The sequence below is a fragment of the Limnohabitans sp. Hippo3 genome (assembly GCF_003063665.1).
GTDB lineage: Bacteria > Pseudomonadota > Gammaproteobacteria > Burkholderiales > Burkholderiaceae_C > Limnohabitans_A.
The window spans coordinates 60,562-86,870 of record NZ_NESF01000006.1 but is presented as its reverse complement, the minus strand read 5'-3'; the positions used below and the strand labels follow the sequence as shown (position 1 = coordinate 86,870).

The 26,309-nt window shown below is 59.6% G+C and carries 25 protein-coding genes and 3 tRNA genes; 12 read left to right on the top strand and 16 right to left on the bottom strand.

Annotated elements, in window-relative coordinates; genetic code table 11:
* Window positions 1-30 precede the first annotated feature (30 nt).
* The 7 genes from B9Z34_RS08685 to B9Z34_RS08655 all read left to right on the top strand — a co-directional run bounded on the left by B9Z34_RS08685 (window position 31) and on the right by B9Z34_RS08655 (window position 8,760).
* Window positions 31-1,218, top strand: coding sequence for an acyl-CoA dehydrogenase (locus tag B9Z34_RS08685; protein ID WP_108427723.1), 1,188 nt, complete (start codon window positions 31-33; stop codon window positions 1,216-1,218).
* Window positions 1,219-1,351: 133 nt separating this feature from the next.
* Entirely contained in the window at window positions 1,352-1,996 is a 645-nt protein-coding gene (locus tag B9Z34_RS08680) for a TetR/AcrR family transcriptional regulator (protein ID WP_108427722.1), read from the top strand.
* A gap of 28 nt (window positions 1,997-2,024) precedes the next feature.
* A complete protein-coding gene (locus B9Z34_RS08675) occupies window positions 2,025-3,161 on the top strand; it encodes an efflux RND transporter periplasmic adaptor subunit (protein ID WP_108427721.1) in 1,137 nt (378 codons plus the stop codon).
* 12 nt (window positions 3,162-3,173) lie between these two features.
* Window positions 3,174-6,368: an efflux RND transporter permease subunit gene (locus B9Z34_RS08670; RefSeq protein ID WP_108427720.1), complete on the top strand. Its 3,195-nt coding sequence runs from the start codon at window positions 3,174-3,176 to the stop codon at window positions 6,366-6,368.
* A 40-nt stretch (window positions 6,369-6,408) separates the two neighbouring features.
* Entirely contained in the window at window positions 6,409-7,068 is a 660-nt protein-coding gene (locus B9Z34_RS08665) for a protein-L-isoaspartate O-methyltransferase (protein ID WP_108427719.1), read from the top strand.
* 10 nt (window positions 7,069-7,078) lie between these two features.
* Complete coding sequence (locus B9Z34_RS08660; RefSeq protein WP_108427718.1) at window positions 7,079-7,408, top strand: rhodanese-like domain-containing protein; 330 nt, start codon at window positions 7,079-7,081, stop codon at window positions 7,406-7,408.
* Window positions 7,409-7,443: 35 nt separating this feature from the next.
* On the top strand, window positions 7,444-8,760 hold the full coding sequence (locus B9Z34_RS08655; RefSeq protein WP_108427717.1) for a TolC family outer membrane protein: 1,317 nt from the start codon (window positions 7,444-7,446) through the stop codon (window positions 8,758-8,760).
* A 102-nt stretch (window positions 8,761-8,862) separates the two neighbouring features.
* On the opposite strand, the gene B9Z34_RS08650 is transcribed toward B9Z34_RS08655, so the two are convergent.
* Genes B9Z34_RS08650 through B9Z34_RS08625 form a run of 6 tightly spaced genes read right to left on the bottom strand, consistent with a single transcriptional unit; the run spans window position 8,863 to window position 15,379 of the window.
* The gene (locus tag B9Z34_RS08650) at window positions 8,863-9,843 is read right to left on the bottom strand and encodes a glycosyltransferase (protein ID WP_108427716.1); all 981 of its coding nucleotides are present in this window, start codon (window positions 9,841-9,843) and stop codon (window positions 8,863-8,865) included.
* Between the two features lie 27 nt (window positions 9,844-9,870).
* Complete coding sequence (locus tag B9Z34_RS08645) at window positions 9,871-10,662, bottom strand: glycosyltransferase family 2 protein (protein ID WP_108427778.1); 792 nt, start codon at window positions 10,660-10,662, stop codon at window positions 9,871-9,873.
* Window positions 10,659-11,519 (bottom strand): glycosyltransferase family 2 protein, encoded by an 861-nt coding sequence (locus B9Z34_RS08640; protein WP_108427715.1) that lies wholly within the window; start codon window positions 11,517-11,519, stop codon window positions 10,659-10,661. Before B9Z34_RS08640 ends, B9Z34_RS08645 begins: the two co-directional genes overlap by 4 nt.
* Window positions 11,516-12,871: a 3-deoxy-D-manno-octulosonic acid transferase gene (locus tag B9Z34_RS08635; RefSeq protein ID WP_108427714.1), complete on the bottom strand. Its 1,356-nt coding sequence runs from the start codon at window positions 12,869-12,871 to the stop codon at window positions 11,516-11,518. The genes B9Z34_RS08640 and B9Z34_RS08635 overlap by 4 nt, the downstream gene beginning before the upstream one ends.
* Entirely contained in the window at window positions 12,868-13,950 is a 1,083-nt protein-coding gene (locus tag B9Z34_RS08630; protein ID WP_108427713.1) for a glycosyltransferase family 4 protein, read from the bottom strand. Before B9Z34_RS08630 ends, B9Z34_RS08635 begins: the two co-directional genes overlap by 4 nt.
* Window positions 13,951-13,975: 25 nt before the next feature.
* Window positions 13,976-15,379, bottom strand: a complete 1,404-nt coding sequence (locus B9Z34_RS08625) for a phosphomannomutase/phosphoglucomutase (RefSeq protein WP_108427712.1) — start codon at window positions 15,377-15,379, stop codon at window positions 13,976-13,978.
* 170 nt (window positions 15,380-15,549) lie between these two features.
* Between B9Z34_RS08625 and B9Z34_RS08620 the strand changes: the two genes are divergently transcribed.
* Both B9Z34_RS08620 and B9Z34_RS08615 read left to right on the top strand, forming a co-directional pair.
* Complete coding sequence (locus B9Z34_RS08620; RefSeq protein WP_108427711.1) at window positions 15,550-16,050, top strand: methylated-DNA--[protein]-cysteine S-methyltransferase; 501 nt, start codon at window positions 15,550-15,552, stop codon at window positions 16,048-16,050.
* A gap of 11 nt (window positions 16,051-16,061) precedes the next feature.
* A complete protein-coding gene (locus tag B9Z34_RS08615) occupies window positions 16,062-16,958 on the top strand; it encodes a DMT family transporter (protein WP_108427710.1) in 897 nt (298 codons plus the stop codon).
* On the opposite strand, the gene B9Z34_RS08610 is transcribed toward B9Z34_RS08615, so the two are convergent.
* Window positions 16,939-17,997 (bottom strand): RNA methyltransferase, encoded by a 1,059-nt coding sequence (locus tag B9Z34_RS08610; RefSeq protein ID WP_108427709.1) that lies wholly within the window; start codon window positions 17,995-17,997, stop codon window positions 16,939-16,941. The genes B9Z34_RS08615 and B9Z34_RS08610 overlap by 20 nt on opposite strands.
* A gap of 20 nt (window positions 17,998-18,017) precedes the next feature.
* Window positions 18,018-18,239, bottom strand: coding sequence for a SlyX family protein (locus B9Z34_RS08605; protein WP_108286412.1), 222 nt, complete (start codon window positions 18,237-18,239; stop codon window positions 18,018-18,020).
* A gap of 177 nt (window positions 18,240-18,416) precedes the next feature.
* Here B9Z34_RS08605 and metK point away from each other — a divergent pair, with 177 nt between their 5' ends.
* Together metK and B9Z34_RS08595 are read left to right on the top strand one after the other, a co-directional pair.
* Window positions 18,417-19,598, top strand: a complete 1,182-nt coding sequence (gene metK, locus B9Z34_RS08600) for a methionine adenosyltransferase (RefSeq protein ID WP_108427708.1) — start codon at window positions 18,417-18,419, stop codon at window positions 19,596-19,598.
* A 190-nt stretch (window positions 19,599-19,788) separates the two neighbouring features.
* Window positions 19,789-20,421, top strand: a complete 633-nt coding sequence (locus B9Z34_RS08595; RefSeq protein ID WP_108427707.1) for a phosphoribosyltransferase — start codon at window positions 19,789-19,791, stop codon at window positions 20,419-20,421.
* Here the strand turns inward: B9Z34_RS08595 and B9Z34_RS08590 are convergent.
* Window positions 20,398-20,832, bottom strand: coding sequence for a host attachment protein (locus B9Z34_RS08590; protein ID WP_108427706.1), 435 nt, complete (start codon window positions 20,830-20,832; stop codon window positions 20,398-20,400). The genes B9Z34_RS08595 and B9Z34_RS08590 overlap by 24 nt on opposite strands.
* Before the next feature lie 300 nt (window positions 20,833-21,132).
* Complete coding sequence (locus tag B9Z34_RS08585; RefSeq protein WP_108427777.1) at window positions 21,133-21,594, bottom strand: CBS domain-containing protein; 462 nt, start codon at window positions 21,592-21,594, stop codon at window positions 21,133-21,135.
* A 203-nt stretch (window positions 21,595-21,797) separates the two neighbouring features.
* Between B9Z34_RS08585 and B9Z34_RS08580 the strand changes: the two genes are divergently transcribed.
* The gene (locus B9Z34_RS08580; protein ID WP_108427705.1) at window positions 21,798-22,376 is read left to right on the top strand and encodes an HPF/RaiA family ribosome-associated protein; all 579 of its coding nucleotides are present in this window, start codon (window positions 21,798-21,800) and stop codon (window positions 22,374-22,376) included.
* A 64-nt stretch (window positions 22,377-22,440) separates the two neighbouring features.
* On the opposite strand, the gene B9Z34_RS08575 is transcribed toward B9Z34_RS08580, so the two are convergent.
* The 6 genes from B9Z34_RS08575 to B9Z34_RS08550 form a co-directional block, all read right to left on the bottom strand.
* On the bottom strand, window positions 22,441-22,875 hold the full coding sequence (locus B9Z34_RS08575) for an Hsp20/alpha crystallin family protein (RefSeq protein ID WP_108427704.1): 435 nt from the start codon (window positions 22,873-22,875) through the stop codon (window positions 22,441-22,443).
* A 410-nt stretch (window positions 22,876-23,285) separates the two neighbouring features.
* Window positions 23,286-23,362: transfer RNA gene (locus tag B9Z34_RS08570), tRNA-Asp, on the bottom strand.
* A 56-nt stretch (window positions 23,363-23,418) separates the two neighbouring features.
* A tRNA-Glu gene (locus tag B9Z34_RS08565) sits at window positions 23,419-23,494 on the bottom strand.
* Window positions 23,495-23,547: 53 nt separating this feature from the next.
* Window positions 23,548-23,623: transfer RNA gene (locus B9Z34_RS08560), tRNA-Ala, on the bottom strand.
* A 75-nt stretch (window positions 23,624-23,698) separates the two neighbouring features.
* A complete protein-coding gene (gene gltX / locus B9Z34_RS08555) occupies window positions 23,699-25,093 on the bottom strand; it encodes a glutamate--tRNA ligase (RefSeq protein WP_108427703.1) in 1,395 nt (464 codons plus the stop codon).
* A gap of 1 nt (window position 25,094) precedes the next feature.
* On the bottom strand, window positions 25,095-26,306 hold the full coding sequence (locus B9Z34_RS08550; protein WP_108427702.1) for an O-succinylhomoserine sulfhydrylase: 1,212 nt from the start codon (window positions 26,304-26,306) through the stop codon (window positions 25,095-25,097).
* Between the last annotated feature and the right edge of the window lie 3 nt (window positions 26,307-26,309).

Sequence of the window (26,309 nt, the reverse complement as noted above, 5' to 3'; positions counted from 1 at the left end):
CTTCAAGATTTTTCTAACGGAGACCTCAACATGGCCAACCCCAAAAACACCTTCAACTGGGAAGACCCCTTCAACCTCAGCGCCCAGCTCACCGAAGACGAGCGTCAGGTGCAGGAAGCCGCCCGCGCCTATTGCCAGGAAAAGCTGCTGCCCCGCGTGAAGGATGCGTTTCTGAAAGAAACCACCGACGTGTCCATCTTCCGCGAGATGGGCGAGCTGGGCCTCTTGGGCCCAACGATTCCCGAGCAGTACGGCGGCGCAGGCTTGAACTACGTCTGCTACGGCCTGGTGGCGCGCGAAGTCGAGCGCGTTGACAGCGGCTACCGCTCCATGATGAGCGTGCAGTCGTCCCTCGTGATGGTGCCGATCAACGATTTCGGCACCGAAGCGCAAAAGCAGAAATACCTGCCCAAGTTGGCCCGTGGCGAGTGGATCGGCTGCTTTGGTCTGACCGAACCCAACCACGGCTCCGACCCCGGCAGCATGATCACCCGCGCCAAGAAGGTCGACGGTGGCTATAGCATCAGCGGCGCCAAGATGTGGATCACCAACAGCCCCATCGCCGATGTGTTCGTGGTCTGGGCCAAGGACGACGGCGGCCAGATCCGTGGCTTCATCCTCGAAAAAGGCTGGAAAGGCCTGTCCGCCCCCGCTGTTCACGGCAAAGTCGGCCTGCGCGCCTCGATCACCGGCGAGATCGTGATGGACGAGGTGTTCTGCCCTGAAGAAAACGCCTTCCCCGAAGTGCGCGGTCTGAAAGGCCCCTTCACCTGCCTGAACAGCGCCCGCTACGGCATCGCCTGGGGCGCCTTGGGCGCGGCCGAAGACTGCTACCTGCGCGCCCGCCAGTACGTGATGGACCGCCAGCAATTCGGCCGCCCCTTGGCCGCCAACCAGCTGATCCAGAAGAAACTGGCCGACATGCTGACCGAAATCAGCCTGGGCCTGCAGGGCTGCCTGGCGCTGGGCCGCATGAAGGACGCGGGCAACGCCCCGGTCGAGGTGACCTCCATCCTCAAGCGCAACAGCTGCGGCAAGGCGCTGGACATCGCCCGCATGGCGCGCGACATGATGGGCGGCAACGGCATCAGCGCCGAATACGGCGTGGCCCGCCACCTGGTGAACCTGGAAGTGGTCAACACCTATGAAGGCACCCACGATGTGCACGCCCTGATCCTGGGCCGGGCGATCACCGGGATACCCGCTTTCTCCAATTGAGATGACACTTTCACGCACAAAAGGGGCTGCCAAGGGGCAGCCCTTTTTTGTTGGCCGCCTGAGTGCGCCAGCGCCTTGACGAAGCCCTGCGCAAAGCTTACATTACTAACCAGTCAGTCATTAACTATACCTTGTGAACCCCAGCGACCCTGCCGTCCCCCACAAACGCGAACGCCGCAAGCAAGACCGCCCCGGCGAGCTGCTGGAAGCGGCCCTGGACTTGTTCGTCGAAAAGGGCTTTGCTGCCACCCGCGTGGAAGAGGTCGCGGCCCGTGCGGGCGTGTCCAAAGGGACCCTGTTTTTGTACTTCCCGAGCAAGGAAGACCTGTTCAAGGCCGTGGTGCGCGAAAACGTGGTGGCCCCCGTGGCTCAAGGCGCAGCCGAAGTGGCGCAGTTTCTGGGCAGCACCGGAGAGTTGCTCGAATGGATGATGTTGCAGTGGTGGCGTCGCTATGGGGCCACCAAGGCGTCCGGCATTTCCAAACTGGTGATGAGCGAGGCCAGCAACTTCCCTGACCTGGCGATTTTTTTCCGCAACGAAGTGATTGAACCGGCCCACGCCTTGGTGCGCAACGCATTGCAGCGTGGCATTGACCGGGGTGAGTTCCGGGCCATGAACGTCGATCTGGTCTTGCACTCGGTCATGGCACCGCTCTTGTTTTTGGTGATGTGGAAGCATTCCATGGGGCCGTGCTGCCCCAGCCATGAACAGATTGACCCCGAAGCCTTCATAACGCAGCACGCCCGCCTGATGGCGCGCGGGCTGTCTCCCGCCTGATACTCAACAGATTTCTGCCCTCTACACCATGAAAAAATCGACTTTCTGGATTTTGACGGCCGTGGCCGCTGCCGCCTTGGTCGCAGGCGGTGCGCGTTGGCTGAGCCAACGCCAGCCTGCCAGCAACACCGCCAAAACAAGCGCACCGGCCGCCCCCGTCATTGAGTTGAGCGCCAGCGATGTGGTTCAGGTTCAAAACATGGACATGGTGCTGGGCCTGCCCGTTTCGGGCACGCTCAAGGCCAGCCAAAGCGCCATGGTCAAGGCCCGCGTGGTGGGTGAGCTGCTGGAGCTGACCGTTCGTGAAGGTGACGTGGTCAAGGCCGGCCAGGTGATCGCCCGCATCGACCCCACCGAATACCAGGCGCGGGAGCGCCAAGCCAAGCAACAAGCCGACGCGGCTTGGGCCCAAGTGGACATTGCACAAAAGCAGTACGACAACAACAAGGCATTGGTCGACCAGGGCTTCATCTCGCAGACCGCCTTGCAAAACGCCATGGCCAACCTGAACGGAGCCAAGGCGACCCACATGGCGGCGGTGGCGGCACTCGATGTGGCCCGCAAGGCGCTGGACGATGCAACGCTGCGTTCACCCATCAGCGGCCAGATTGCCCAACGTCTGGCCCAACCCGGTGAGCGCATGGCGCTGGACGCCCGAATCGTCGAAGTGGTCAACCTCACGCAGCTGGAACTGGAAGCGGCCCTGCCCGCCGCCGATGCGGGCCTGGTGCGTCCAGGCATGAAGGCCCAGCTCAAAATCGAGGGGCAGGAGGAGACCGTGACCGCCCAGGTCTTGCGCATCAACCCCGCGGCCCAAGCGGCCAGCCGCAGTGTGCTGGTGTACTTGGGCGTGCCCGGCCAGGACGGCTTGCGGCAAGGCTTGTTTGCAGAAGGCTTGCTCGGCACACGCAGCGCCCGGGCGCTGGCCGCACCGCTGTCGAGCGTGCGCACCGACAAACCTCTGCCTTATGTGCAGGTGGTCGATGGCGATCGGGTGCGGCATGTGTCGGTGCAAACCGGCACCCGCACCGAAAAAACCCAACAAAACATCACCCTGACCTGGGTCGAGGTCAACGGCTTGAGTGAAGGCACCCAGGTGCTGATGGCCAGCGCTGGGGCGGTGCGCGAAGGCACCCAGGTGAAGTTCACCGCTGGCGTGCGCTGAAAGAGGCCGCCCATGTGGTTCACCCGCGTCAGCCTGAAAAACCCTGTCTTCGCCACCATGGTCATGTTGGCCTTGGTGGTGCTGGGCCTGTTCTCCTACCAGCGCCTGAAGGTGGACCAGTTCCCCAACATCGACTTTCCGGTGGTGGTGGTCAGCACCGAGTACCCCGGGGCCTCGCCCGAGATTGTGGAGAGCGAAGTCTCCAAAAAGATCGAAGAAGGCGTCAACTCGATCGCGGGCATCAGCGCCCTCACCTCCCGCAGTTACGAGAACCAGTCGGTGGTGGTCATCGAGTTCCAGTTGAACATCAATGGGCGCAAAGCGGCCGAAGACGTGCGCGAAAAAGTGGCGGCCATCCGCCCCAGCCTGCGCACCGAAGTCAAAGAGCCCAAAGTGCTGCGCTTCGACCCGTCCGCCCGTGCCATCTGGTCGCTGGCCGTGGTGCCGCAAGCGGTGCAAGGCCAAGCCCCCAGTGCGGTGGAGCTGACCAACTGGTCCGAGCAAGTGCTGAAAAAACGTCTGGAGAACGTGCGCGGCGTGGGCTCGGTTTCTTTGGTCGGCGGAACCCGGCGCGAAATCAACCTGTACCTGCAGCCCTCGGCCATGGAGGCGCTGGGCGTCACCGCAGACCAGGTGGTCAGCGCAGTTCGCAACGAGAACCAGGACTTGCCCGCGGGCGCGATCCGCTCGCTGGAGCAAGAGCGCATGGTTCAGATCGAATCGCGCATGAAACGCCCCGAGGACTTTGAACGCATCATCGTGGCCCGCAAAGGCAGCACCCCCATACGCCTGTCGCAGGTGGCCCGGGTGCAAGACGGTGCCCAAGAACTTGAAACGATGGCCTTGTACAACGGCCAGCGCACGCTGCTGCTGACCGTGCAAAAAGCCCAGGACGAAAACACCATCGACGTGATCAATGGCCTGGTCAAAACCGTGGGCGAGATGCAAAACCAGACGCCCGCGGGTATCCGGCTGGAGCCGATCACCGATGGCTCCCGCCCCATCCGTGTGGCGGTGGACAACGTGCGGCGCACGCTCATCGAGGGGGCTGTGCTGACGGTGTTGATCGTTTTCCTGTTCCTCAACTCCTGGCGGTCCACCGTCATCACTGGGCTGACCTTGCCGATTTCGCTGATTGGCACCTTCATGTTCATGCAGATGTTCGGCTTCACCATCAACATGGTCACGCTGATGGCTTTGTCGCTGTGCGTGGGCTTGTTGATTGACGACGCCATCGTGGTGCGCGAGAACATCGTGCGGCATGTGCAAATGGGCAAGAACGCCTGGCACGCCTCGATGGATGGCACGCAAGAAATTGGCCTGGCCGTGCTGGCCACCACCTTGTCCATCGTGGCGGTGTTTTTGCCGATCGGCTTCATGGAAGGCATCATCGGCAAGTTCTTCCACGAGTTCGGCATCACCATCGTGGCGGCGGTCCTGATTTCGATGTTTGTCAGCTTCACGCTCGACCCCATGCTGTCGAGCATCTGGCACGACCCGAGCATCGAAGCGCATGGCCAGCGCCACGCCCCCGTCACTTTTTACGACAAGACCATCGGCCGGGTAACCAGCTGGTTTGACCGGGGCACCGACCAACTGGCCGAGGGTTACCAAACAATCCTGGCCTGGTCGCTGTTGCACAAACGCAAAACCGTGCTGATGGCGGTGGGCGTTTTTGCGCTGAGCATCTTCATGCTGCGTTTCGTAGGCACCGAGTTTGTGCCCAAGGCGGACTTTTCTGAAACCACCGTGAATTTCCAGACCCCCGTGGGCAGCTCACTGGAGGCCACCGAAGCCAAAGCCCGTCAGGTAGAAGCCATCATCCGCGAGTTGCCGGAAGTGCGTTACACCCTGGCCACGCTGAACACGGGCAATTCATTGGGCAAAAACAGCACCAGCATCTACATCCGCCTGGTCGACCGCAAGGACCGACAACGCAATGTGGACGAGATGTCGGGCGTGCTGCGCGAGCGTTTGAGCCAAGTGCCGGGCATCACGGTCACGCACGTGGGCCTGCTGGACTCGGTGGGCGGCAACAAACAGGTCGAGTTTTCGCTACAAGGCCCCGACCAGCGCGAGCTGGAGCGACTGGCTTTGGGCGTGATGGACAAAGTGCGCAACATCCCCGGCCTGGTGGATCTGGACTCCAGCGTCAAAGCCAACAAACCGACCATCCGTGTGGAGGTGTTGCGCGACTCGGCGGCCGATCTGGGATTGGGCACCGCCCAGATCGCCGGGCCTTTGCGCACCTTGGTGGCTGGCCAGACGGTGGGCAACTGGCGAGCCCCCGACGACCAGACCTATGACGTGAACGTGCGCCTGGCCCCGGAAAGCCGCAACGCCACCCAAGACCTGGAGCGGCTGCCGTTTGCCGTGGCTGCCGGGCCTGATGGCAACCCGCGTGTGGTGCGCCTGGGCCAGGTGGCGAAGATCAGCGAATCCACCGGGTCCAACCAGATCAACCGCCGCGACCTGACGCGTGAGGTGGCCATCAACGCCAACACCTATGGCCGCGCCGCAGGCGAAGTGTCCGCAGACATCCGCAAAATCATGGACGGTGTCAACCTGCCACCGGGCTACCGTTACCAATTTGGCGGTTCCACCAAAAACATGGCCGAGTCTTTTGGCTACGCCGTGTCGGCCCTGGCGATGGCGGTGATTTTCATCTACATGATTCTCGCCAGCCAGTTCAAGAGCTTCCTCCAGCCCCTGGCCCTGATGACGGCCTTGCCGCTGACGCTGATCGGCGTGGTGCTGGCCCTGATGGCTTTCCGCTCGACTTTGTCGATGTTCTCGATCATCGGGGTCATCATGCTGATGGGTCTGGTCACCAAAAACGCGATTTTGCTGGTGGATTTTGCGATCCGCGCCCGTGAAGACCAAACCGACCAGGACGGCCGCCGCATTCCAGGCATGGAACGCAGCGCGGCCCTCCTGATGGCCGCCAAAGTCCGCTTGCGCCCGATTTTGATGACCACATTGGCCATGATTTTCGGCATGGTGCCGCTGGCTTTTGCCATGACCGAAGGCTCGGAACAACGCGCCCCCATGGGCCAGGCCGTGATCGGCGGGGTCATCACCTCGTCCTTGCTCACCCTCGTGGTTGTGCCCGTGGTGTACTGCTACATGGACGACCTGGCGCAATGGCTGCGCCGCAAAGCAGGCCTTGCCCCCGCCCGTCAGGGTCAGGACATCAGCCCCCCTTAAAATCCATGCATTTAGCGATAACCCCCTCAGGAGTACCCAAATGGATCTGAATCAAGCCCGATTCAACATGATCGAACAGCAAATCCGCCCTTGGGAAGTGCTGGACCCCCAAGTGCTGGAACTGCTCTCGGTCGTGCGCCGTGAAGACTTTGTGCCCATGGCGCACAAAGCACTGGCCTTTGTCGACATGGAAATCCCGCTGGGTGCCGCACCCAACCAGGTCATGCTGGCGCCCCGCGTTCAGGCACGCATGCTGCAAGACCTGGCTGTGAAAAAAACCGACAAAGCGCTGGACATCGGCACCGGCTCCGGCTTCATGGCCGCCTTGCTGGCGCATCAGGCCGCCAGCGTGCTGAGCCTGGAAATCGACGCCCATTTGGCCGCCCAAGCCCAAGCCAACCTGCAAAAAGCTGGCGTGACCAATGTGGTCGTGCGCACAGCCGATGGCAGCCAGGGCGCAGCAGCCGATGGCCCCTTTGATGTGATCGTGCTCAGCGGCTCGGTGGCCGAAGTGCCTGCCGCCTTGCTGCAGCAACTCGCCGTGGGTGGCCGTCTGGTCGCCATCGTGGGGGACGAGCCCATGATGCGTGCCACGCTGATCACCCGTACCAGCGAGAGCAGCTGGACGACCACAGAGCCCTGGGACAGCAACGCCCCTCGCCTGAGTGGTTTCCCCGAGCACTCACGCTTTCAATTCTGAACGGCCCGCCATGGAACAAATCTCCCCCGCACAGCTGACCGACTGGGCCAAAGGCCAAACCCAACGCCCCGTTCTGCTGGACGTGCGTGAAGGCTGGGAAGTGCAAACCGCCAGCGCCAAAACCGACGCGCTGGACCTGGTGCACATGCCCATGCAAACCATTCCTGCACGCCTGGATGAGCTGGACAAATCCCGCCCCATCGCCTGCCTGTGCCACCACGGCGGCCGCAGCATGCAAGTGGCGGCCTTTTTGCAACAACATGGCTTCCAGGTGATCAACGTCTCGGGCGGCATCCACGCCTGGTCTGCCCAAGTCGACCCGACCATCCCGGTGTATTGAACCGACTGGCCTCGCTGAATTTTTGAAAGCTCTCCATGAAACTGCGCCTCTTGCCTTTGTCCCTTTCTTTGGCCGCTGCACTGGCAGGCACGGCCCAGGCCCAAAGCCTGGCTCAGCTTTATGAGGCAGCCAAAGGCCATGACGCTGCATTCAAAGCCGCGCAATCGCAGTACCAGGCCAACCTGGCCAAAGCCGAGCAAGCCAAAGCCTTGCTGCGCCCGACTGCTGGACTGGGCGCCACTGTCAGTGAGAGCGACTTCGACAACCGAATCAACGCCGCTGGCGATGCCCGTTACGGCACCCGAACTGCCACACTCAGCGCAAGCCAGCCGCTGTACCGTCCTGCAAATTGGGCAGGCTACCAACAGGGCATGATGCAAGTCGGCTTGGCCCAAGCACAACTGAAAGCGGCCGAGCAAGAACTGATCGTGCGTGTGAGCCAAGCCTACTTTGAGGTCCTCACCGCCCAGGAAAGTCTGGCTTTTGTCAAAGCCCAAAAAACAGCCGTGTCCGAGCAACTGGCTGCCGCCAAGCGCAACTTTGAAGTCGGCACCTCGACCATCACCGACACCCGTGAAGCGCAGGCCCGCTTCGACCTCGTGACCGCCCAGGAAATTGCGGCCGAGAACGATCTGCGCGTCAAAAAGCTGGCGCTGGACCAATCGGTGGGTTTGCAAAATGCGCAGCCCGTGGCCCTCAAATCAGGGGCCAACCTCAGCCCCACCGTGATTGGGGATGCCGAGACTTGGGTCCAACAAGCCACAGCGCAAAGCCCCAGCATTGAACAAGCACGCATTGGTGTGGAAGTGGCCCAACTCGAAACCGAAAAAGCCAAAGCCGGGCACATGCCCACACTGGATTTGACCGCATCCTATGGCGGTACACGGTTCCGTGGTGACGCATCTCCTTCCAGGGTCAACAACAACACGGGCACCATTGGCCTGAGCTTCAACCTGCCCCTGTACGCGGGTCACGCCACACAAAACCGCATTCAGGAAACCGTCTCACTGGAAGAAAAAGCCCGCAACGACCTGAATGCCGCGCAGCGCTCGGTCGCTCAAGCCACCCGCACCGCCTTCTTCGGCGTGCAATCCGGCCTGGGCCAGGTCAAAGCCCTGGAAGCCGCCGAAGCCTCCAGCCAAAGCGCCTTGGACGCCAACAAGCTGGGCTACCAGGTGGGCGTGCGCATCAACATCGATGTGCTCAACAGCCAAAGCCAACTCTTCCAGACCAAGCGCGATCTGGCCAAAGCCCGTTACGACGTCTTATTGGGTCAACTGAAGCTGCGTCAAGCGGCAGGAGTGCTCAAGGCGGAAGATGTTCAAACACTGAACAATCTTTTTGGACAGTAAATTTTGCAGGCACACTCTGCGGAGCGGCGCGGATCAGCTTCGGCAAACGCGCCAGACAGAATACCAGTTCAAAGTTTGACGGGTATTTTTTCTGAGGCTGACTCAGGCCATCCAAGGCAACAGTTGATGGCCATTTTCTTTGAGCACGGGTTGTGTTGCATTCATGCGCTCACCATCCAGGACGCGCTGGTATTTTTCCAGATACCCCTTCGCCATCGCCACATGGTTAAACATGGAAACCGCTCGTTGATGGCATTCACGAGGATCGAACGTCATCTCACGAACCGCCAGAGCCAAGTCAGAAACGGAATCAGATAAATATCCGTGTTCAGACAACACGATCTCCGGGAGCGCGCCATAGGGGGTTGCAAACACCGGATTGCCGAAATACAGGCTCTCGATCACGGCCAAGCCAAAAGGCTCATTCCAGCGCACTGGAAAAATCATGCCTTTGGATTCATTGAGCAAGCGAAACTTCAGCTCACCACCCACCATGCCGTGAAAATGGATGGAGCGCCATGGGGTGAATCGGAAGGTACGAGACAAATTCAGTCGCGTGCCCCCCAGCACGGCCAGCTCCACACCCGCCCTGCGAGCCACTTGAATCGCCCCTTTGAGGTTCTTGACAGGCCACGAGCCTTTGCCTAGGAAATGATGGCGAAGGCGAGGCATGCTCCAGTCGACAGCCCCATAAGAGGACCAGTCCAAACCGTTGTAGACGAATTCTTTGGAGCCATACCGATCCGCATGATTTTTGGAAATGAAGACTGTATTCAGTGGAAAAGGATATTCCCGCTTGCTGTTACCGTGTTCAGTGACCAGGTAAGGGAAATCAGGTTCCATTTCCGTGTTCGACTGGAAGTGAACGATGTCAAAGGCGTCAGACGGTATCTGCGCCATGATTGGTTTCGTAGCGTCGATGCAAATCACCTTGGCGAAATCACAGCTTGACCCCTCTGGAACCAAAAAAGTGACCTCATGCCCCAGCTCAATCAGGCCTTTGGCCAAATCCCATACCACACGCTCGGTCCCTCCATAAGAAAAGACAGGAATCTTGGTTTGATGAACGAGCAAAATTTTCATGGATCAATCTTGGATTGGTGAAGTGATTCAACGCTTTGAAAGCGCAACCCCTGGTTCATTGAAGTCATATTTCAAAGCGGCGTAACGGAAAAAGCATTCGAGCGCAATGAAAAAACAGAACAAAAAGCCTTCTGCACCGCACAAAAAACCACGACGAAAAAGGTAGAGTTTCAAAAATATGGCGAAGGCCGACGCAAACCCGCGCAACACGCCGCCAGTTTTACCAAGCTGTGCCCTCTTGGCCGCACCGTGCTGCACATACTGCGCCAATTTGAGCAAACTGCCATGCACTGTTTCTCGCGAGTAGTGCAACAAGCGTTCGCGAAACTTGATCACAGGACGTGACCCATTGCGCATGATGGCGCCCTCGTGCACGACACCCTCAAATTTTTCGACAGATGCCGTTTTGAACAAACGCTGGACGCCTGCTGTTGATTTCATCAATGTGAGCGGCCGGCCATAGGCTACCTGGTTCCACAAGACCTCCCAAATGGCATCTCGTTGGCTGGCTACAGCGGCGCGAATTTCCTCGGCCAAGGCCTCACCAATCACTTCGTCGGCATCCAGAAAAAAAATATAGTCCGTTTTGACATACTGCAGCAGACGAGTGCGTTGAGCCGCAAAACCTTGCCAGTCATCGTGGCGCTGAACTTCCGCCCCCAGCTCTTTGGCGATTTCCCTCGTGCGATCGGTGCTGCCACTGTCCACGACCACAATCTGATCGGCGAACTTGGCGCTTTGAATGCATTGGGCAATCCGACGTTCCTCGTTCATCGTCAGAATGCCGATGCACAGCGTGGTTCGATCTACAGACTTCATGATGCTTTCCATTTCAACACCCCACACCAACGACCCCACATGCGGGCCAGCAGCTTGGGCGAAAACAGGATGACCCGCAATGGCAATGCCAGCGTGGTCGTCCAAATCAGGCGTCTTCGCAGCTTTTGTGCGGCCTGCAAAGACTCATGTTTCTTCAAAAATATCAGCTTCGATTGTGCATGGTGAAAACCACGCAGGTATTCACTGCGCCAAGGTGATCGGCCTCGAACAGACCCTCGCGACCGATGCAGCACCTTCACATCAGGGCAAAGCACCATCGGCTGCTTGGCCTGAAAAAGCCTCAGGCACAAGTCATCATCTTCGTAGTACAGAAAAAAGCATTCATCGAAAAAGCCGGTCAGGGCCATCCTCTCCATTCGAAGCAGCATGACGGCGCCACAAACAAAGCCCACACACAGCGGACCTTCGGCGGCAGGACCACGGCTGGTCCAATACGCAGAGGGCCACCTGTAATTGACCTCCGCCTTTTCCTCTGAGGCCATGAGTTGGGGCGCCAAAAGCGCAACATCAGTGAAAATTTCAGCCGATGACAGCAAGGCCAGCAAAGCCTGTGGCGTCATTTCACAATCGGGATTCAACAGCAAGGCAAATGGTGTTTTCACCTGGGCCAAGGCGCGGTTGTTGGCTGCGCCAAAACCGAGGTTACGACCGTGCGCCAGAACCGTGACATGCGTCCACAGCATCTGCGCTTTGTCCGCCGTACCGTCGTCACTGCCATTGTCCGAGATCAGCACATTCGGACAAACCGACAACAAGGGCGAGAGCATCGGCAAACAATGTGCGCTGTTGTAAGTGACCACCACGATGGTGACCTGCGAAAAAGCCGGATAGCTCATGCCATGTCCCCATGCCTGTTGATCTCAGCCATTGAACGCAAGGCTTTGATGTGCTGGGGCACAGCACCTCGCCCTTTTTCCAGCAATTGAACCGCCGCTTTTTGCGCCTGCTCAAGCCACTGCGGCTGACTCAAGGCCTGCACCACATGGTCCAAGGCCGCTTGCATGTCCTGCACCTGCACTGCAGCACCTTGCTCAACAGCCGCAGTGGCCGCATCTGCAAAATTAAAAGTGTGCGGTCCCATGACCACGGGACAAGCGCACGCTGCGGCTTCAATCAAATTTTGCCCCCCCAAGGGTGCAAAACTGCCACCGAGCAATGCCATGCGACTGACCAGATAGTAGGTCTGCATTTCGCCCAGGCTGTCGCCCAAAACCACATCGGCACTGGTCATGCGAGCCGCATCAGGTTCACGATCACCCCATGCGCTTCTGCGCTCACATAGCAACGCGGCCTGTGCAAGCAAAGCATTCACCTCGTCAAAGCGCTGCGGGTGCCGAGGCACCAAAAGCCACAAAACGCCCAGCGCCTTGAGTTGTTCGAGACGATCGGGTTGGGACTGCAGCGCCTGCAACCACAACACCTCTTCCCCCTCGCGGGTACTGGCCAGCATCACGACGGGTCGACTGCCCAGACCGCTACGCCAAAGTGTCGCCTGTTTTCGGGCTTGGTCAGAAACCACAACATCAAATTTCAGGTTCCCGACAACACGCACATCCCGGCAACCCAGACGCAACAAACGCTGCGCATCGGGCACGGATTGCGCCAACACCAGACTCAAACCACGGTAAGCAGGCCCCGACAGCGCGGGCCAGCGCAATGCACGGCGACAGGATTTTTCACTCATGCGTGCATTGAGCAAACACAAGGGCACACCCGCTTGACGGCAGGCCTGCACCAGATGGGGCCACACCTCGGTCTCCATCAGCAAGCCCATGCTGGGCTTGAAGTGCGCCAGAAATTGACGCGTCGCCTGCGCCGTATCCCAAGGCAACCACACTTGAACATCCCCAGCCTCCAGCAGCGCCCTGCCCTGCACCCATCCCGTGGCCGTACCGTGTGTCAAAAGTAGGCGCATACCCGGAAAGACCTCACGCAATGCCGGCAAGAGCAAGGCCGCAGCACGGGTCTCCCCCAAGGACACGGCGTGAAGCCAAACAAAACCGCCCTCAGGCGAGCTGTCAGCGTATTGTCCGAACCTTTGCGCCACATTCAGCCCGTATTGAGGCTCGTGCTGCGCACGACGACGCAGCTTTTGGCGCAGCAAAGGCTGCAAAACGTGCAACAAGACACCGTAGGCGATCAAGGCCAGTCGCTCGAAGCCAGTCAAACCAGGCCATACCCGTGTCATCCGGCTCGGGCCTTTTCAAAGAGTCCCTTGTACACGCGCGAGATGCCCTCGGCCTCCCGGGCCAGCGAAAAGTGCTCGCTCACCCGGGCACGTGCAGCCTGCCCCATCTGCACCGCATGGGTCGGATCTTTCAGCACAGAGACGACCGCGCGGGTCAGTCCTGGCACGTCGTCGGTGTCCACCATTTCACCGGTTTGGCCGGGTATGGCCAATTGGTCAAAGGCCCCCGTGCGCGAACAAACCAGTGCACAAGCCGTGGCAGCCGCCTCAAACGGCGTCAAGCCAAAGGGCTCATAACGCGGACACGCGACACACAACAGGCATCGTTGGTACCACAGGTGAACCTCACCTGCGGGCACTTCGCCCAAAAAGACAATCCGGTCATGCAATCCCGCCGCATCGATCTGGCGCTGAAGATCTTGCTGATAAGCCTGGTGCTGCGGCTGTGCCAACCCAGCGATGACAGCCGTCGCACCCGGCAACTGGGGCAAAGCCTGGATCATGGCGTGCACAAAGACATCACTGCCTTTGTCAGGCCGTACACGACCAAACACACCAATGCCGTATTCCCCAGGCAAACCCGAATCGGCCCAAGCCTTGAGTTTGTCCGGCGGTGGACTGAAACGAGACAAATCAATGCCATGCGGCACCACTGCGGTGGTATTGGGTACAAAACTGGCCGCCAGAGGCGTGGTGGAAATGACCGCGTCCATTTTGGAAATCAGCCAGCGTGGAAAGCGCCCATGCAAATGCTGGGCCGCCGAGGTGAACACCAACTTGATCGGCAGCCGCAACACATCACGTGCAAAAATCGCCGCCATCATTTCCGGATCACGTCGAACATGCCAAATGCGGAAAGGTCGACCCTTAGGCGGCTTGCGCGACAGGGCAATCGCCTGCCCCAAGGTCATGCCATCGATGCCGTTGGACATGCGCACACCGCAAAAACCCAAGGGCCATTGCTGGGCCTGCAAAGGCACAAGTGCATTGATCGTGGCAGAAACACCGGTGTAACGCTGCTTCAAGTTGAACACGATGACCTCAGGGTCAGAACTCAGCAAAGGGTGAAGGGCACTCATGAACGTTTTTTCTCGAAGGTCTTGCTCAGTGCGCCGCCGCCTGAATCTGTGCATCGGGTTTGACTGAGCGCAGCAGCGCCAGCATATCGGCCTCGATGCGGTGCAGGGCCGATTCGGTCTGCCCTTCAAAACGCAGCACCAGCACCGGGGTGGTGTTGGAGGCGCGGATCAGGCCAAAGCCATCGGGCCAGTCCACACGCAGGCCGTCGATGGTGAAAACCTTGGCGGGTGCCTTGAAGGCATCGCCAGCCAGCACCTGCAAGGCGCTGGTCACGCTGTGCGGCTCGCCTTCGGCACAGGCCACGTTCAGCTCGGGTGTGCTGAAGCTGGTGGGCAAGGCGTTCAAGACGGCGTTGGCGTCTGGGGTTTTGCTCACAATTTCGAGCAAACGGCAGCCGGCATAGGTGCCATCGTCAAAACCGTACCAGCGCTCTTTGAAGAAGATGTGCCCGCTCATCTCGCCCCCCAAGGGGGCCTGGCCCCCAGCAGCCTCGATGGCCCGCATCTGGGCCTTGATGAGCGAGTGGCCGGTTTTGTACATCAGGGGCTTGCCACCTGCAGCCTCGATGGCCGGGGCCAGGCGCTGTGAGCACTTCACGTCAAACAAAATGGTACCGCCGAGCACGCGGCTGAGCACGTCTTGCGCAAACAACTGCATCTGGCGGTCGGGGTAAATGTTGTGGCCGTCTGCGGTCACGATGCCCAAGCGATCGCCATCGCCATCAAAGGCCAGGCCCAATTCAGCACCCGTGGTTTTCAAGGCTTGGATCAGGTCTTGCAGGTTTTCCGGCTTGCTCGGGTCGGGGTGGTGGTTGGGGAAGTTGCCATCCACCTCGCTGAAGAGTTCGATCACTTCGCAACCCAGGGCGCGGAAGATGCCGGGGGCCGAGGCGCCAGCGATGCCGTTGCCCGAGTCGATCACGATTTTCATGGGGCGCGACAGTCGGATGTCGCCCACGATGCGATGGGTGTAATCGGCCAGCACATCGCGTTGACTCACGCCGCCACCCTTCTGGAGCTGCCAGTTCTCAGCCTCCATCATCTGACGCAGTGCCTGGATTTCGTCGCCATAAATGGCGCGACCGGCCAACACCATCTTGAAGCCGTTGTAATCCTTGGGGTTGTGGCTGCCCGTCACCTGAATGCCGCTTTGGCACACGGTGCTGGCTGCAAAGTAGAGCATGGGCGTGGTGGCCAAACCAATGTCAATGACCTGGATGCCCGCCGACACCAGACCACGGATGAGCGCAGCTGCAAGGCCTGGCCCGCTCAGGCGGCCATCACGCCCCACGGCCACCGTGGTTTGGCCTTCGGCCAGCGCCCGAGTGCCAAAGGCCTTGCCTAGGCCCTCGGCCACTTGCTCATTCAGCGTCGACGGCACCACACCGCGGATGTCATAGGCTTTGAAAATAGAGGGGGTGATTTGCATGGGATCCAACAATCAAAATGGCCGCATGGGCTTGGCTTTGTGCCTTGACTGCATTGTAGGCGGCAAGTCCGTCCAAACCGCTTCCAAACAGCGCCTCAACCAGCCGCGTGAAACACCCGAAACAGGGTTTCCCTGCTACCATGGAGCCCACCGAGACCACCTGATACGCCATGAAACCGTTGAACGTCCTGCGCTACGACAGTCCCTTGGGACCCATGACCCTGGCCGCCAGCGACCAAGGCCTGTGCGGTGTCTGGTTTGATGACCAAAAGCACGGCCCATCCGATGCCGACCGCCAGCACTGGCAGCCCCATGCCGGACACCCTTTGCTGGAAGCTGCAGCAGCGCAGCTGCAAACCTACTTTGCTGGGCAGCGCCAGGTTTTTGATCTCCCACTCGACCTGTCAGCGGGCACGCCGTTTCAGCAATCGGTTTGGCGGGCCTTGCTGGGCATTAACCCGCACCACACCCAAACTTATGGCGACTTGGCTCGGCAACTGGGCAAACCCCAAGCGGTGCGGGCCGTGGGTGCAGCCGTGGGGCGTAATCCGGTGAGTATCATCGTGCCTTGCCACCGCGTGCTGGGTGCCGGTGGCCAACTCACGGGCTACGCAGGCGGGCTGTGGCGCAAACAGGCGCTGCTGCAGCTGGAAGGCCATCCCGGCATCTGACTTTTTTCTCCATGCATGTTTCTCCCGCCAAAGGCTGGCTAGCCGACTTTTTGATCCTGGCCGCCATCTGGGGCTCCTCTTTTCTGTTCATGCGCGTGGCGGCACTGGAACTGGGCGCTTTGCCCACAGCCGCTGTTCGTGTGGCCATTGCCTCGGTTTTTTTGCTGCCCCTGATGCTGGCCAAAGGCCACTGGGCCGATTTGCGCCAACACTGGAAGCCCGTGCTGTTTGTGGGCGTGCTCAACAGCGGCATTCCGTTTGCCTTGTATTCCTTTGCAGTGATGCACATCACCACGGGGTTTTCATCCATCCTGAACGCCACCGTGCCGCTGTTTGGTGCATTGGTCGCCTGGCTTTGGCTGGGTGACAAGCCAACGCTCTCGCGCACGGTGGGTCTGGCGGTCGGTTTTGGTGGCGTGGTGCTGTTGGCAGGTGGTCAAGCCAGCTTCAAACCCAACGCCTCGGGCATCGCCCCGGTTTGGGCGGTGGCCGCTTGCCTGGTCGCAACCACCTGCTACGCGCTGGCCGCGAGCTTCACCAAAAAACACATCCCCAGCCTGCCACCTCTGGTCACCGCCACAGGCAGCCAAATTGGGGCGACTCTGGCTCTGGTCTTGCCAGCTTTGTGGTTCAAGCCGGACCACTGGCCCAGCGCCTCGGCATGGTGGGCCTTGCTGGTGGTGGGCGTGCTGTGCACCGGGGTGGCCTACATCCTGTATTTCAAGCTGATAGAGAACTCGGGGCCTGCACGGGCGCTGACAGTGACCTTTTTGGTGCCGGTGTTTGCCATCGCTTACGGCGTGCTTTTTTTGGGCGAAAGCGTGACGGCCTGGATGCTGTTGTGCGGCGCGGTGATTTTGCTGGGCACCGCCCTGTCCAGCGGCTTGGTCAAATTGCCGGGGCGTTAACTCGCGGGTGCGGGTGCATATGCACCCGCTGCTCACGCTGAACCACATCCCGCGCCCGCAGCTGGCCGCAGCCGCCATCCACATCCTGCCCGGCCGACTGGCGCAATTTGGTGAGCACACCCCGCCGGTGCAGGGTGCGGGCGATTTCGGCGGCACGTTCCCAACTGGGCCGGGCGTAAGGCAAATCGGGCACCGCGTTGTACGGAATCATGTTCATCAGCGCGTATTTGTCCTTCAGCAAACGCACGATGCCCTCGATTTCTTCGTCGCTGTCGTTCACGCCCTCGATCAGCGTCCACTGGTACTGGATCGGGTAGCCAGTCGCACGGGCATAGACCTCGCCCGCCTCGACCAAATCTTGCGGGTCAAAGCGCGGCGCCCGCGGCAGCAGTTGCGCCCGCAGATCGGCCCGGGTGGTGTGCAGTGACAAGGCCAGCGCCGGTTTGACTCGCCCTTGCGGCAAGCGCTCGAACACGCGCGCATCGCCCACTGTGGAAAACACCAGGTTTTTATGCCCGATATTGCCCACCATCCCCAGCAGGTCGATGGCCTCCATCACAGCGTCCAGGTTGTGCGAAGGCTCGCCCATGCCCATGAACACGACTTTTTTGACCGGTCTCAGCGTGCGCGCCAAAGCGACTTGCGCCACGATTTCGGCGCTGCCCACCTGCCGAATCAGCCCTTCGCGCCCGGTCATGCAAAACACGCAGCCCACCGCGCAGCCCACTTGAGACGACACACACAGACCGTCGCGTGGCAACAGCACGCTTTCCACCGTCTGGCCGTCTTGCAGGCCGACCAGCAAGCGGGCCGAACCGTCTTGGCCCGGGTGTTGTTCGCGCAGCGTGACTAGGCCGGTCAGCGTTTGGGTAAGCGCGGGCAGCGCCTCGCGCACCGCCGTGGGCATGAAGCTCGCCAAAGGCCTGCGGCCACTGTCCTGCGGCTTGGCTTGGGCCCACAGGCGCAGCACACGCTGCTCGTGCAGGGCGTTGGCTCCTAAGGCGCGCAAGTGGTCGCGGATGTCCTGAACGCTGTGCATCGGCTTCAAATACAGAGGTTTCAGTAATGCGGCGGAATTTCATCACGCAGGTTGCGCACCTCGGCGCCGCCACCCGATTCGGGCAGACGATCGCGCATCTGGCGCAGCTCCTGAATCAGCGCGTCAATTTGCTGCTGCTGTCGGTAAACCTGCGCATTGAGCTGGTCGAGCAGGTCTTCGGTGAAGCCGGCCTTGATTTCCAGGTCGACCAAGCGGTTTTCAATCGGGGTGGGGATGTCCATGGGCTGTATTGGACATGATTTCGGGGGATGTTCTGACATCTTTTATAATCCGTTCATCGCCGAGTTATCTGAACTACTTGCAGGGCGATTCATAAAACCTGCTAAAGCGTTCGCCAGGCTCCGGGTTTTCAGGGTCGGCAACGCCGACAAACCACTGAAACTTTAGGAGCCTTTTTCATGTCCAGTAATTACCTCTTCACCTCGGAATCCGTCTCCGAAGGCCATCCCGACAAGGTCGCCGACCAGATCTCGGACGCGATCCTCGACGCGATCTTTGAGCAAGACCCCCGCAGCCGCGTGGCCGCCGAGACCCTGACCAACACCGGTCTGGTGGTCCTGGCCGGAGAAATCACCACCAACGCGCACGTCGACTACATCCAGGTCGCCCGCGACACCATCAAACGCATCGGCTACGACAACACCGACTACGGCATCGACTACAAAGGCTGCGCGGTCATGGTCTGCTACGACAAGCAGAGCAACGACATCGCCCAGGGCGTTGACCACGCATCGGACGACCACCTCAACATCGGTGCGGGCGACCAGGGCCTGATGTTCGGCTATGCCTGCAGCGAAACCCCTGAGCTGATGCCCGCCCCGATCTATTACGCCCACCGCCTGGTCGAGCGCCAGGCCCAGCTGCGCAAGGACGGACGTCTGCCTTTCTTGCGCCCCGACGCCAAGAGCCAGGTGACCATGCGCTATGTGGATGGCAAGCCACACAGCATCGACACCGTGGTGCTGTCCACCCAGCACAGCCCCGACCAGTCGGAGACTGCCACCAAGATGAAAGCCAGCTTCACCGAAGCGATCATCGAAGAAATCATCAAGCCGGTGCTGCCCAAAGAGTGGCTGCAAGACACCCAATACCTGATCAATCCGACAGGCCGCTTCGTCATCGGCGGCCCCCAGGGCGATTGCGGTCTCACAGGCCGCAAGATCATTGTGGACACCTACGGCGGCGCTTGCCCCCACGGTGGTGGCGCGTTCTCGGGCAAAGACCCATCGAAAGTGGACCGCTCGGCCGCTTACGCCGCCCGCTACGTGGCCAAGAACATCGTGGCCGCAGGTCTGGCCACCCAGTGCCAGGTGCAGGTGGCTTACGCGATTGGCGTGGCCCGCCCCATGAACATCACCGTCAACACCGCAGGCACTGGCGTGATCTCGGACGAAAAATTGTCGGCTCTGGTGGCCGAGCACTTTGACCTGCGCCCCAAAGGCATCATCCAGATGCTGGACTTGCTGCGCCCGATCTACAGCAAGACCGCCGCCTATGGCCACTTTGGCCGCGACGAGCCCGACTTCACTTGGGAGCGCACTGACCGTGCCGCCGCGCTGAAAGCGGCTGCGGGTCTGTAAGCCCAAGCAAACGCCAAGCCCCCGACAGGGACGGGGCGCAAAGCACAAGCCGCTCAGCGTCCGTTGAGCGGCTTTTTCATGCGCACGGATGAGTGAACCCTGCTCTGGGCGCTGGGTTTGTGGTGCCAGGTACAGACCCAAACCGCCGCTTTTTTGACAATGCGATCCAACCACTGCAACGGAATCCGCCATGTTCAAAGACCGCCTGGACGCTGCCCGCCAATTAAGCAAGGCACTCAAAAAGTACGAAGGCCAAAACCCTTTGATTCTGGCGATACCCCGAGGCGCTGTGCCCATGGGTGCCTGGATTGCGGATGTGTTGCATGGGCAAATGGATGTGGTGCTGGTGCGAAAACTGCGCACACCGTCTCAGCCCGAAGTGGCCATCGGCGCTATGGACGAAACAGGGCTGGCCTACCTCTCGCCCTGCGCTGCAACGCTGGGCATCGACCCGCAGTACGTGAAAGATGAAATCAAACTGCAGATGAAAACACTGAAGGCCCGACGCCAGCAATACAGCCAAATTCGGGCACCGATTCCGGTGCAGGGGCGTGTGGTCATTGTGGTGGACGATGGCTTGGCCACAGGGGCCACCATGATGTCGGCACTCAAAGCCGTGCGCCAACACCACCCGCAGCGTTTGGTCTGCGCCATTCCGGTGGCCAGCCCGGATGCGCTTGCCCGAATCAAACCCCTGGCCGACGAAACGGTGTACCTGCATGCCCCCGAGGACTTCATGGCTGTGGCACAGTTTTACCAACAGTTCCCACAGGTGGACGATGCGCAGGTGCTGGCGTCGTTACAAACGAAATTCACTGCGTAGGCGCTTATCCAGCTCGGTCACGTTCAAGGACGTCAAATCCAGCACATGTTGGGCCACAAGGGTGTGTTGCACGGACGGGTCCAGGTGCGACAACAACTCACCCATGAAGGGGTTGGAGACGAACAAGGCCAAGGCGCTCATACGGTGGTTCATCACCGCTTCGTGAAAATACTTCGCCAACGTCTTGGCAAACTCGCTGCGATGCAGCTGTTTAAGTTCTGCACGGGGCGCCAAACCCGCCCGACCTGCTTCTGAATGCCCCAATGGTGCACGCTCGGTCTGGCTTGCAGGCATGCGACTTTCCGGATGAATCCAATCGATCACTTCCACCAAGGGCTCGTTGAACGATGTGCGCTCCCAAACTTTCGCCTGTGAAGCGTTGGCCACCAATATCCAATGTTTTTGAGCCATGCTCTGATCCTTTTCACTTTTCAGTCTGAACCGTGTTTCATTATTCGGGAGGCCCACTCGGTGGTCAATTGACCCGTTGGTGTAGACCCTTTGGCTCAAGTCGTGGCCCCAGCGTGGGGGTTGATCGGCATCCCATTTTTGTAGCCCAGAGACATGCGGCAATGCATGCTGTTCAAGACCTCTGCAACAGCATTCGCTTGATGGATGCGCAGCACAAATCCAAGCCTCACCCTGTCAGCCAGATGAGCCAAACCCCCAACCCTGAATCGCCAGAATGCGTTTTCATCGCCACAAGCGGGCTCACTGACGGCGCTCTCGCTCCTGCCTGATGCCTGTCTCCATGGTGCCCACCAACGCGTTCATCTCTTGGGCAAGTATTTTCAGCACATCGTCCATGCTCACGATCCCCATCAGCTCATCCTGCTGTCCGACCACGGGCAAGCGCCGCACACCATGCTCACGCATGCTGCGCATCATGTCCAGCAAGGAGTCGGCTTCGTTCACCGTGACCACACGCTCAGTCATGATGTCCTCCAGACACAAAGGCTCAGGCACCAAACCGGTAGCGACCACAGACATCACGATGTCACGGTCGGTGATCAAGCCACACACCTGCCGACTGCCGTTCTCGTCATTGACCACCACCAAGGAACCCACGTGGTCTTCCCGCATGAGCTGCGCTGCAGCCACCACACTGGTTTTTTTGTAAGCCACGGTGACCTTGCGTTTGCAAATATCGTCCGCTGTCAATTGTTTGCCCATCATGATTCCTTAAAGGTGTCAGCTGGCTCGCATCGTGCCTCGCGCACCCTCGGTTGTCAGTGCCTTGGTTAACCGCCTGCAAAACGCCTCGGTGAGTCAAGAGACAGACCGGACATACAAAGCCCGCCACGATGGCATGACGAACCTCTCTACCCGTACCGGCTCCGATGATGTTCCATGGGGTCTCGACTACAGGAAAAACCATGAAACCCACAGCACCCGTTCCTCTGGAAATCCATTTTCGTCATCTGGCCTACTCCGAGGCCCTTGAGACCCACATACGCCACCAAGCCGACAAACTGGGAAAGTTTCACCCCAGCATCCACAACTGCCATGTCACCATCGAACAGCTGCACCGACATCACACCCAAGGCAACCATTTCCATGTGCGCATGGCTGTGAAGGTTCCCGGGCATGAACTGATTGCAGACCGACAGCCTGATCAGAACCACGCTTACACCGACGTGTATGTGGCCATTCGAGATGCTTTTGATGCCATGCGCCGTCAACTGGAAGACCTGGTAAGGCACCAGCAAGGCCATGTCAAACAGCACGAAGAAAGACCGCATGGACACATCACTGAAATCGCGCCAGACAAAACATTCGGGCGGATTGAGTCGGTCGATGGTCGCTGGCTTTACTTCCATCGCAACAGCCTGGTGGGCGAGGACCTGGACAAGCTGCAGATCGGTACACCTGTGTATTACGTCGAGGACATCGGCGATGAAGGTCCGCAGGCCAGCAGCGTGCACCCGATCGGCAAACACCACATTCTGGTGTGAGAAGTGGGGTCAAGCCCCACGAAAATGGCCTTGCACCACTTGGGCCGCAGCCCAAGCCGGGTCATCATGCGATCTTGAGCAAATGGCTTTGGCCGTTGGGTTTCTTCGGCAAAGTCAGCTGCAACACACCGTCTTCGTATTTGGCGGAAGCCTTAGCTTGGTCCACGCTTTCATCCAAGGTGAAGCTGCGTGCGACGCTTCCGTAATAGCGCTCACTGCGAATGATCTTAGAGCCCTCTTTTTCTTCTTTTTCCTTTTTCACTTCGGCGCTCAAGGACACCTGATTGCCCTCCACAGACACTTTGATGTCTTCTTTCTTGACGCCTGGAATTTCGGCTTTGACAAAGAAATTTTTGTCATCTTCTGTCAAATCCAGCCGCATCTGAGGCTCGCCCTCCATCAGTCGGTACATGGGACGCATCGCAAACCCTTTGAAAAAATCCTCATTGAAAGGGTCGCGCAATTCGCTGAATGGGTTGAATCGTGTGAGGTTGCTCATGGTGTGTTCTCCATCTATCCAAATAGGCAGCATCCGTGCTGCCTGACAACGAGGAGCGCGGTGGAATTACGCATCGCCCCAAGGGCCCTTGCAAGCCCCTTGTCCACTGTCGTTTTTTCTACGCACGATGTCTGTTGCCCATTTCACCGATGGGATGCCCTGGCTTCGCCCGAGCAGAGTGGGCCAATCTGGTGAATGAAGCGGCGATTGTGACAATAGACCGCAAAACCGGTAGCGTTCACTTGGCAGATTTCATGGCCGCGGTCGAGCACACCATGGTAAGCCTTGAAAAGCGCAACTAGAGGATGAGAGATCACGCCTGCGCCTTGACAAGATCCCAAATTCAATCAAGTGGATTCAGAAAACAAAAAACCGTTGTAAGTCCAAGACTTACAACGGTTTTTATTTTTTGGCGGAGTGGACGGGACTCGAACCCGCGACCCCCGGCGTGACAGGCCGGTATTCTAACCAACTGAACTACCACTCCTGGTAGCTGTAACTTTTGTCAGGCTGCTTGTGCAACTGACCAAGTGCTACAAAACTTGGCGACCCTACGGGGATTCGAACCCCGGTACTCACCGTGAAAGGGTGATGTCCTAGGCCTCTAGACGATAGGGTCATAACCTGGACTGTTTCTTTCGAAACTTGTTCTTGCGAACATTCTCAACACGTTGGTGGAGGTAAGCGGGATCGAACCGCTGACCTCTTGCATGCCATGCAAGCGCTCTCCCAGCTGAGCTATACCCCCTTTGGTAAAACGTCGAGCATTGCTGCTTTTTCGTTATGCCTCGTTGGTGTCGAGACTTGAATTATAGACAGAATTTCAGGCGTTTTTCAAGCGCTCCAGAATTTTTTCTCTCTGGCTCAAAGCGAGCACCGCATCGAGCGATGGTGTCTGGGCCGTGCCCATCACCAACACCCGAACAGGCATGGCGATTTGAGGCATCTTGAGGCCGGTTTCGGCCAAGGTTTCCTTGATCGCCGCCGCAATGGATGCCTTGTCCCACGCACAGCTGGACAGCTTGCCCGCCAACACAGCCAAAGCAGGCTTGACCACATCGGTCACATGCTGGGCTTTCTCTTCGGCATTGGGCACCACGTCCAAATAAAACGCCGAAATCCATTGGGCCAAAACGACCAGCGTGTCACAGCGGTCCTTGAACAGGCCGCAAATATTGGCCAGGCGCTCATCGGCCACCACACCCAGTTTGGCCAGAAAGGGCTGAACATGCTGGGCCAGCGCATCATCAGGCATGGCCTTGAGGTGCTGGGCATTGACCCACTTGAGCTTGGCCTCGTCAAACTGGGCGGCGCTGCGGCCCAGGTGGTCCAGGTTGAACCACTCGAGGAACTGTGCACGGCTGAAGATTTCGTCGTCGCCGTGGCTCCAGCCCAGACGCGCTAGGTAGTTGACCATGGCATCGGGCAAATAGCCTTCGTCGCGGTAGGCCGTGACCGCCTTGGCCCCGTTGCGCTTGCTCATCTTCTCGCCCTGTTCATTCAGCACGGTGGGCAAGTGGGCATACACCGGAGGCTCTTTGCCCAAGGCTTTGAAGATGTTGATCTGACGTGGCGTGTTGTTCACATGGTCGTCGCCACGGATCACATGGGTGATCTGCATGTCGATGTCGTCCACCACCACGCAGAAGTTGTAGGTGGGCGTGCCGTCAGGGCGGGCGATCACCAGGTCATCGAGCTCGTCGTTGCTGATCTCGATGCGGCCTTTGACCTTGTCGTCCCAAGCCACCACACCGCCGATCGGGTTCTTGAAGCGCAGCACGGGCTTCACACCCTCGGGAATCGTGGGCAAGGTTTTGCCCTCTGCCGGACGCCAGGTGCCGTCGTAACGGGGCTTTTCCTTGTTGGCCATCTGGCGTTCGCGCAAGGCGTCGAGTTCTGCCATGCTCATGTAGCAAGGGTAGACATGGCCCGCGGCAATCAAGTCGGCCAGCACCGCCTTGTAGCGGTCCATGCGTTGCATTTGGTAGAAGGGACCTTCGTCGTGGTCCAGCCCCAACCAGGCCATGCCTTCGATGATCACGTCGACCGACGCTTGCGTGGAGCGGTCCAGGTCGGTGTCTTCGATGCGCAAGATGAAGTCGCCACCCGTAGCGCGGGCAAAGGCCCAGGGGTACAAAGCCGAGCGGATGTTGCCCAGATGAATGAAGCCCGTGGGCGATGGGGCAAAGCGGGTGCGCGTGCGTACAGGAAGGGTCATATCAGAGGGTGTCGAGACCACGGGAGAGGTCTTTTTGAATGTCTTGCGGGTATTCGAGGCCGACGGCCACGCGGATCAGGCCCTGGCCAATACCAGCAGCTTGGCGCTGGGCCTCGGTCAGGCGGCCGTGCGAAGTGCTGGCCGGGTGGGCCACCAGGGTTTTGGTGTCCCCCAGGTTGGTCGATAAAGACAACATTTGCATCGAATCGAGCACATGGAATGCCCGTGCGCGGGCTTGCTCGGGGCCATCGGCTTTCACGTCGAAAGACAAGACCGCGCCGCCCAAGCCGGACATCTGGCGCATAGCCAGATCGTGTTGCGGATGGCTTGCCAAGCCAGGGTAATACACGCGGGCCACCGAGGGATGCTTTTCGAGCCACTCGGCCAGGATTTGCGCACGGGCGCTCTGCGCCCGCATGCGCAGGTCCAGCGTTTCCAGACCTTTGAGCACCACCCAGGCATTGAAAGGTGCCAGCGTCATGCCGCCGCTTTTGAGCACCGGCAAAAACTTCTGAGTAATCATTTGCTGCGGCGCGCACAAGGCACCCGCCATCACGCGGCCCTGGCCGTCCAGGTACTTGGTGCCCGAATGCATGATGATGTCGGCTCCCATGGCCACCGGGCGCTGCAAAGCAGGCGTCGCAAAGCAGTTGTCTACGGCAAACAACGCGCCTGCGTTGTGCGCCATGTCGGCCAGCGCCTGGATGTCGCACACCTCGGTCAAGGGGTTGGTGGGCGTTTCGGCAAACAACAAGCGTGTGTTGGGGCGGATGGCGGCTTGCCACTCCTTCAAGTCGGTTTGCGAGACAAAGCTGGACTCCACACCGAACTTGGCCAGGTCCGAGCCGATCAACTTGATGGTCGAGCCAAACATGGAGCGCGAACACAGGACATGGTCGCCCGCTTTGAGCAGCCCCAGGCACATCATCAAGATGGCCGACATGCCCGAGGCTGTGCCCATGGCCGCTTCAGTCCCCTCGAGCGCGGCCAGGCGCATCTCCATGCTGGCCACCGTGGGGTTGCCGTAGCGGCCGTAGGTGTAGCCTTCTTCATCACCCGCAAATCGGGCGGCGGCGGCGGCGGCCGTGGGTTGCACATAACCGCTGGTCAGGAACAGGGCCTCGGAATTTTCACCGTACTGGCTGCGCTCCACAGCGGCACGCACCGCCAGGGTTTCGATGTGCAGATCGTCAAATTGCTTGGCTTGCGTCATGGC

What these genes read in the sequence shown, in the direction of transcription:
- B9Z34_RS08685 (WP_108427723.1), top strand. Translation starts at nt 31, where the DNA reads ATGGCCAACCCCAAAAACACCTTCAACTGGGAAGACCCCTTCAACCTC.
- B9Z34_RS08675 (WP_108427721.1), top strand. Translation starts at nt 2,025, where the DNA reads ATGAAAAAATCGACTTTCTGGATTTTGACGGCCGTGGCCGCTGCCGCC.
- B9Z34_RS08670 (WP_108427720.1), top strand. Translation starts at nt 3,174, where the DNA reads ATGTGGTTCACCCGCGTCAGCCTGAAAAACCCTGTCTTCGCCACCATG.
- B9Z34_RS08665 (WP_108427719.1), top strand. Translation starts at nt 6,409, where the DNA reads ATGGATCTGAATCAAGCCCGATTCAACATGATCGAACAGCAAATCCGC.
- B9Z34_RS08660 (WP_108427718.1), top strand. Translation starts at nt 7,079, where the DNA reads ATGGAACAAATCTCCCCCGCACAGCTGACCGACTGGGCCAAAGGCCAA.
- B9Z34_RS08655 (WP_108427717.1), top strand. Translation starts at nt 7,444, where the DNA reads ATGAAACTGCGCCTCTTGCCTTTGTCCCTTTCTTTGGCCGCTGCACTG.
- B9Z34_RS08650 (WP_108427716.1), bottom strand. Translation starts at nt 9,843, where the DNA reads ATGAAAATTTTGCTCGTTCATCAAACCAAGATTCCTGTCTTTTCTTAT.
- B9Z34_RS08645 (WP_108427778.1), bottom strand. Translation starts at nt 10,662, where the DNA reads ATGAAGTCTGTAGATCGAACCACGCTGTGCATCGGCATTCTGACGATG.
- B9Z34_RS08640 (WP_108427715.1), bottom strand. Translation starts at nt 11,519, where the DNA reads ATGAGCTATCCGGCTTTTTCGCAGGTCACCATCGTGGTGGTCACTTAC.
- B9Z34_RS08635 (WP_108427714.1), bottom strand. Translation starts at nt 12,871, where the DNA reads ATGACACGGGTATGGCCTGGTTTGACTGGCTTCGAGCGACTGGCCTTG.
- B9Z34_RS08630 (WP_108427713.1), bottom strand. Translation starts at nt 13,950, where the DNA reads ATGAGTGCCCTTCACCCTTTGCTGAGTTCTGACCCTGAGGTCATCGTG.
- B9Z34_RS08625 (WP_108427712.1), bottom strand. Translation starts at nt 15,379, where the DNA reads ATGCAAATCACCCCCTCTATTTTCAAAGCCTATGACATCCGCGGTGTG.
- B9Z34_RS08620 (WP_108427711.1), top strand. Translation starts at nt 15,550, where the DNA reads ATGAAACCGTTGAACGTCCTGCGCTACGACAGTCCCTTGGGACCCATG.
- B9Z34_RS08615 (WP_108427710.1), top strand. Translation starts at nt 16,062, where the DNA reads ATGCATGTTTCTCCCGCCAAAGGCTGGCTAGCCGACTTTTTGATCCTG.
- B9Z34_RS08610 (WP_108427709.1), bottom strand. Translation starts at nt 17,997, where the DNA reads ATGCACAGCGTTCAGGACATCCGCGACCACTTGCGCGCCTTAGGAGCC.
- B9Z34_RS08605 (WP_108286412.1), bottom strand. Translation starts at nt 18,239, where the DNA reads ATGGACATCCCCACCCCGATTGAAAACCGCTTGGTCGACCTGGAAATC.
- metK (WP_108427708.1), top strand. Translation starts at nt 18,417, where the DNA reads ATGTCCAGTAATTACCTCTTCACCTCGGAATCCGTCTCCGAAGGCCAT.
- B9Z34_RS08595 (WP_108427707.1), top strand. Translation starts at nt 19,789, where the DNA reads ATGTTCAAAGACCGCCTGGACGCTGCCCGCCAATTAAGCAAGGCACTC.
- B9Z34_RS08590 (WP_108427706.1), bottom strand. Translation starts at nt 20,832, where the DNA reads ATGGCTCAAAAACATTGGATATTGGTGGCCAACGCTTCACAGGCGAAA.
- B9Z34_RS08585 (WP_108427777.1), bottom strand. Translation starts at nt 21,594, where the DNA reads ATGGGCAAACAATTGACAGCGGACGATATTTGCAAACGCAAGGTCACC.
- B9Z34_RS08580 (WP_108427705.1), top strand. Translation starts at nt 21,798, where the DNA reads ATGAAACCCACAGCACCCGTTCCTCTGGAAATCCATTTTCGTCATCTG.
- B9Z34_RS08575 (WP_108427704.1), bottom strand. Translation starts at nt 22,875, where the DNA reads ATGAGCAACCTCACACGATTCAACCCATTCAGCGAATTGCGCGACCCT.
- gltX (WP_108427703.1), bottom strand. Translation starts at nt 25,093, where the DNA reads ATGACCCTTCCTGTACGCACGCGCACCCGCTTTGCCCCATCGCCCACG.
- B9Z34_RS08550 (WP_108427702.1), bottom strand. Translation starts at nt 26,306, where the DNA reads ATGACGCAAGCCAAGCAATTTGACGATCTGCACATCGAAACCCTGGCG.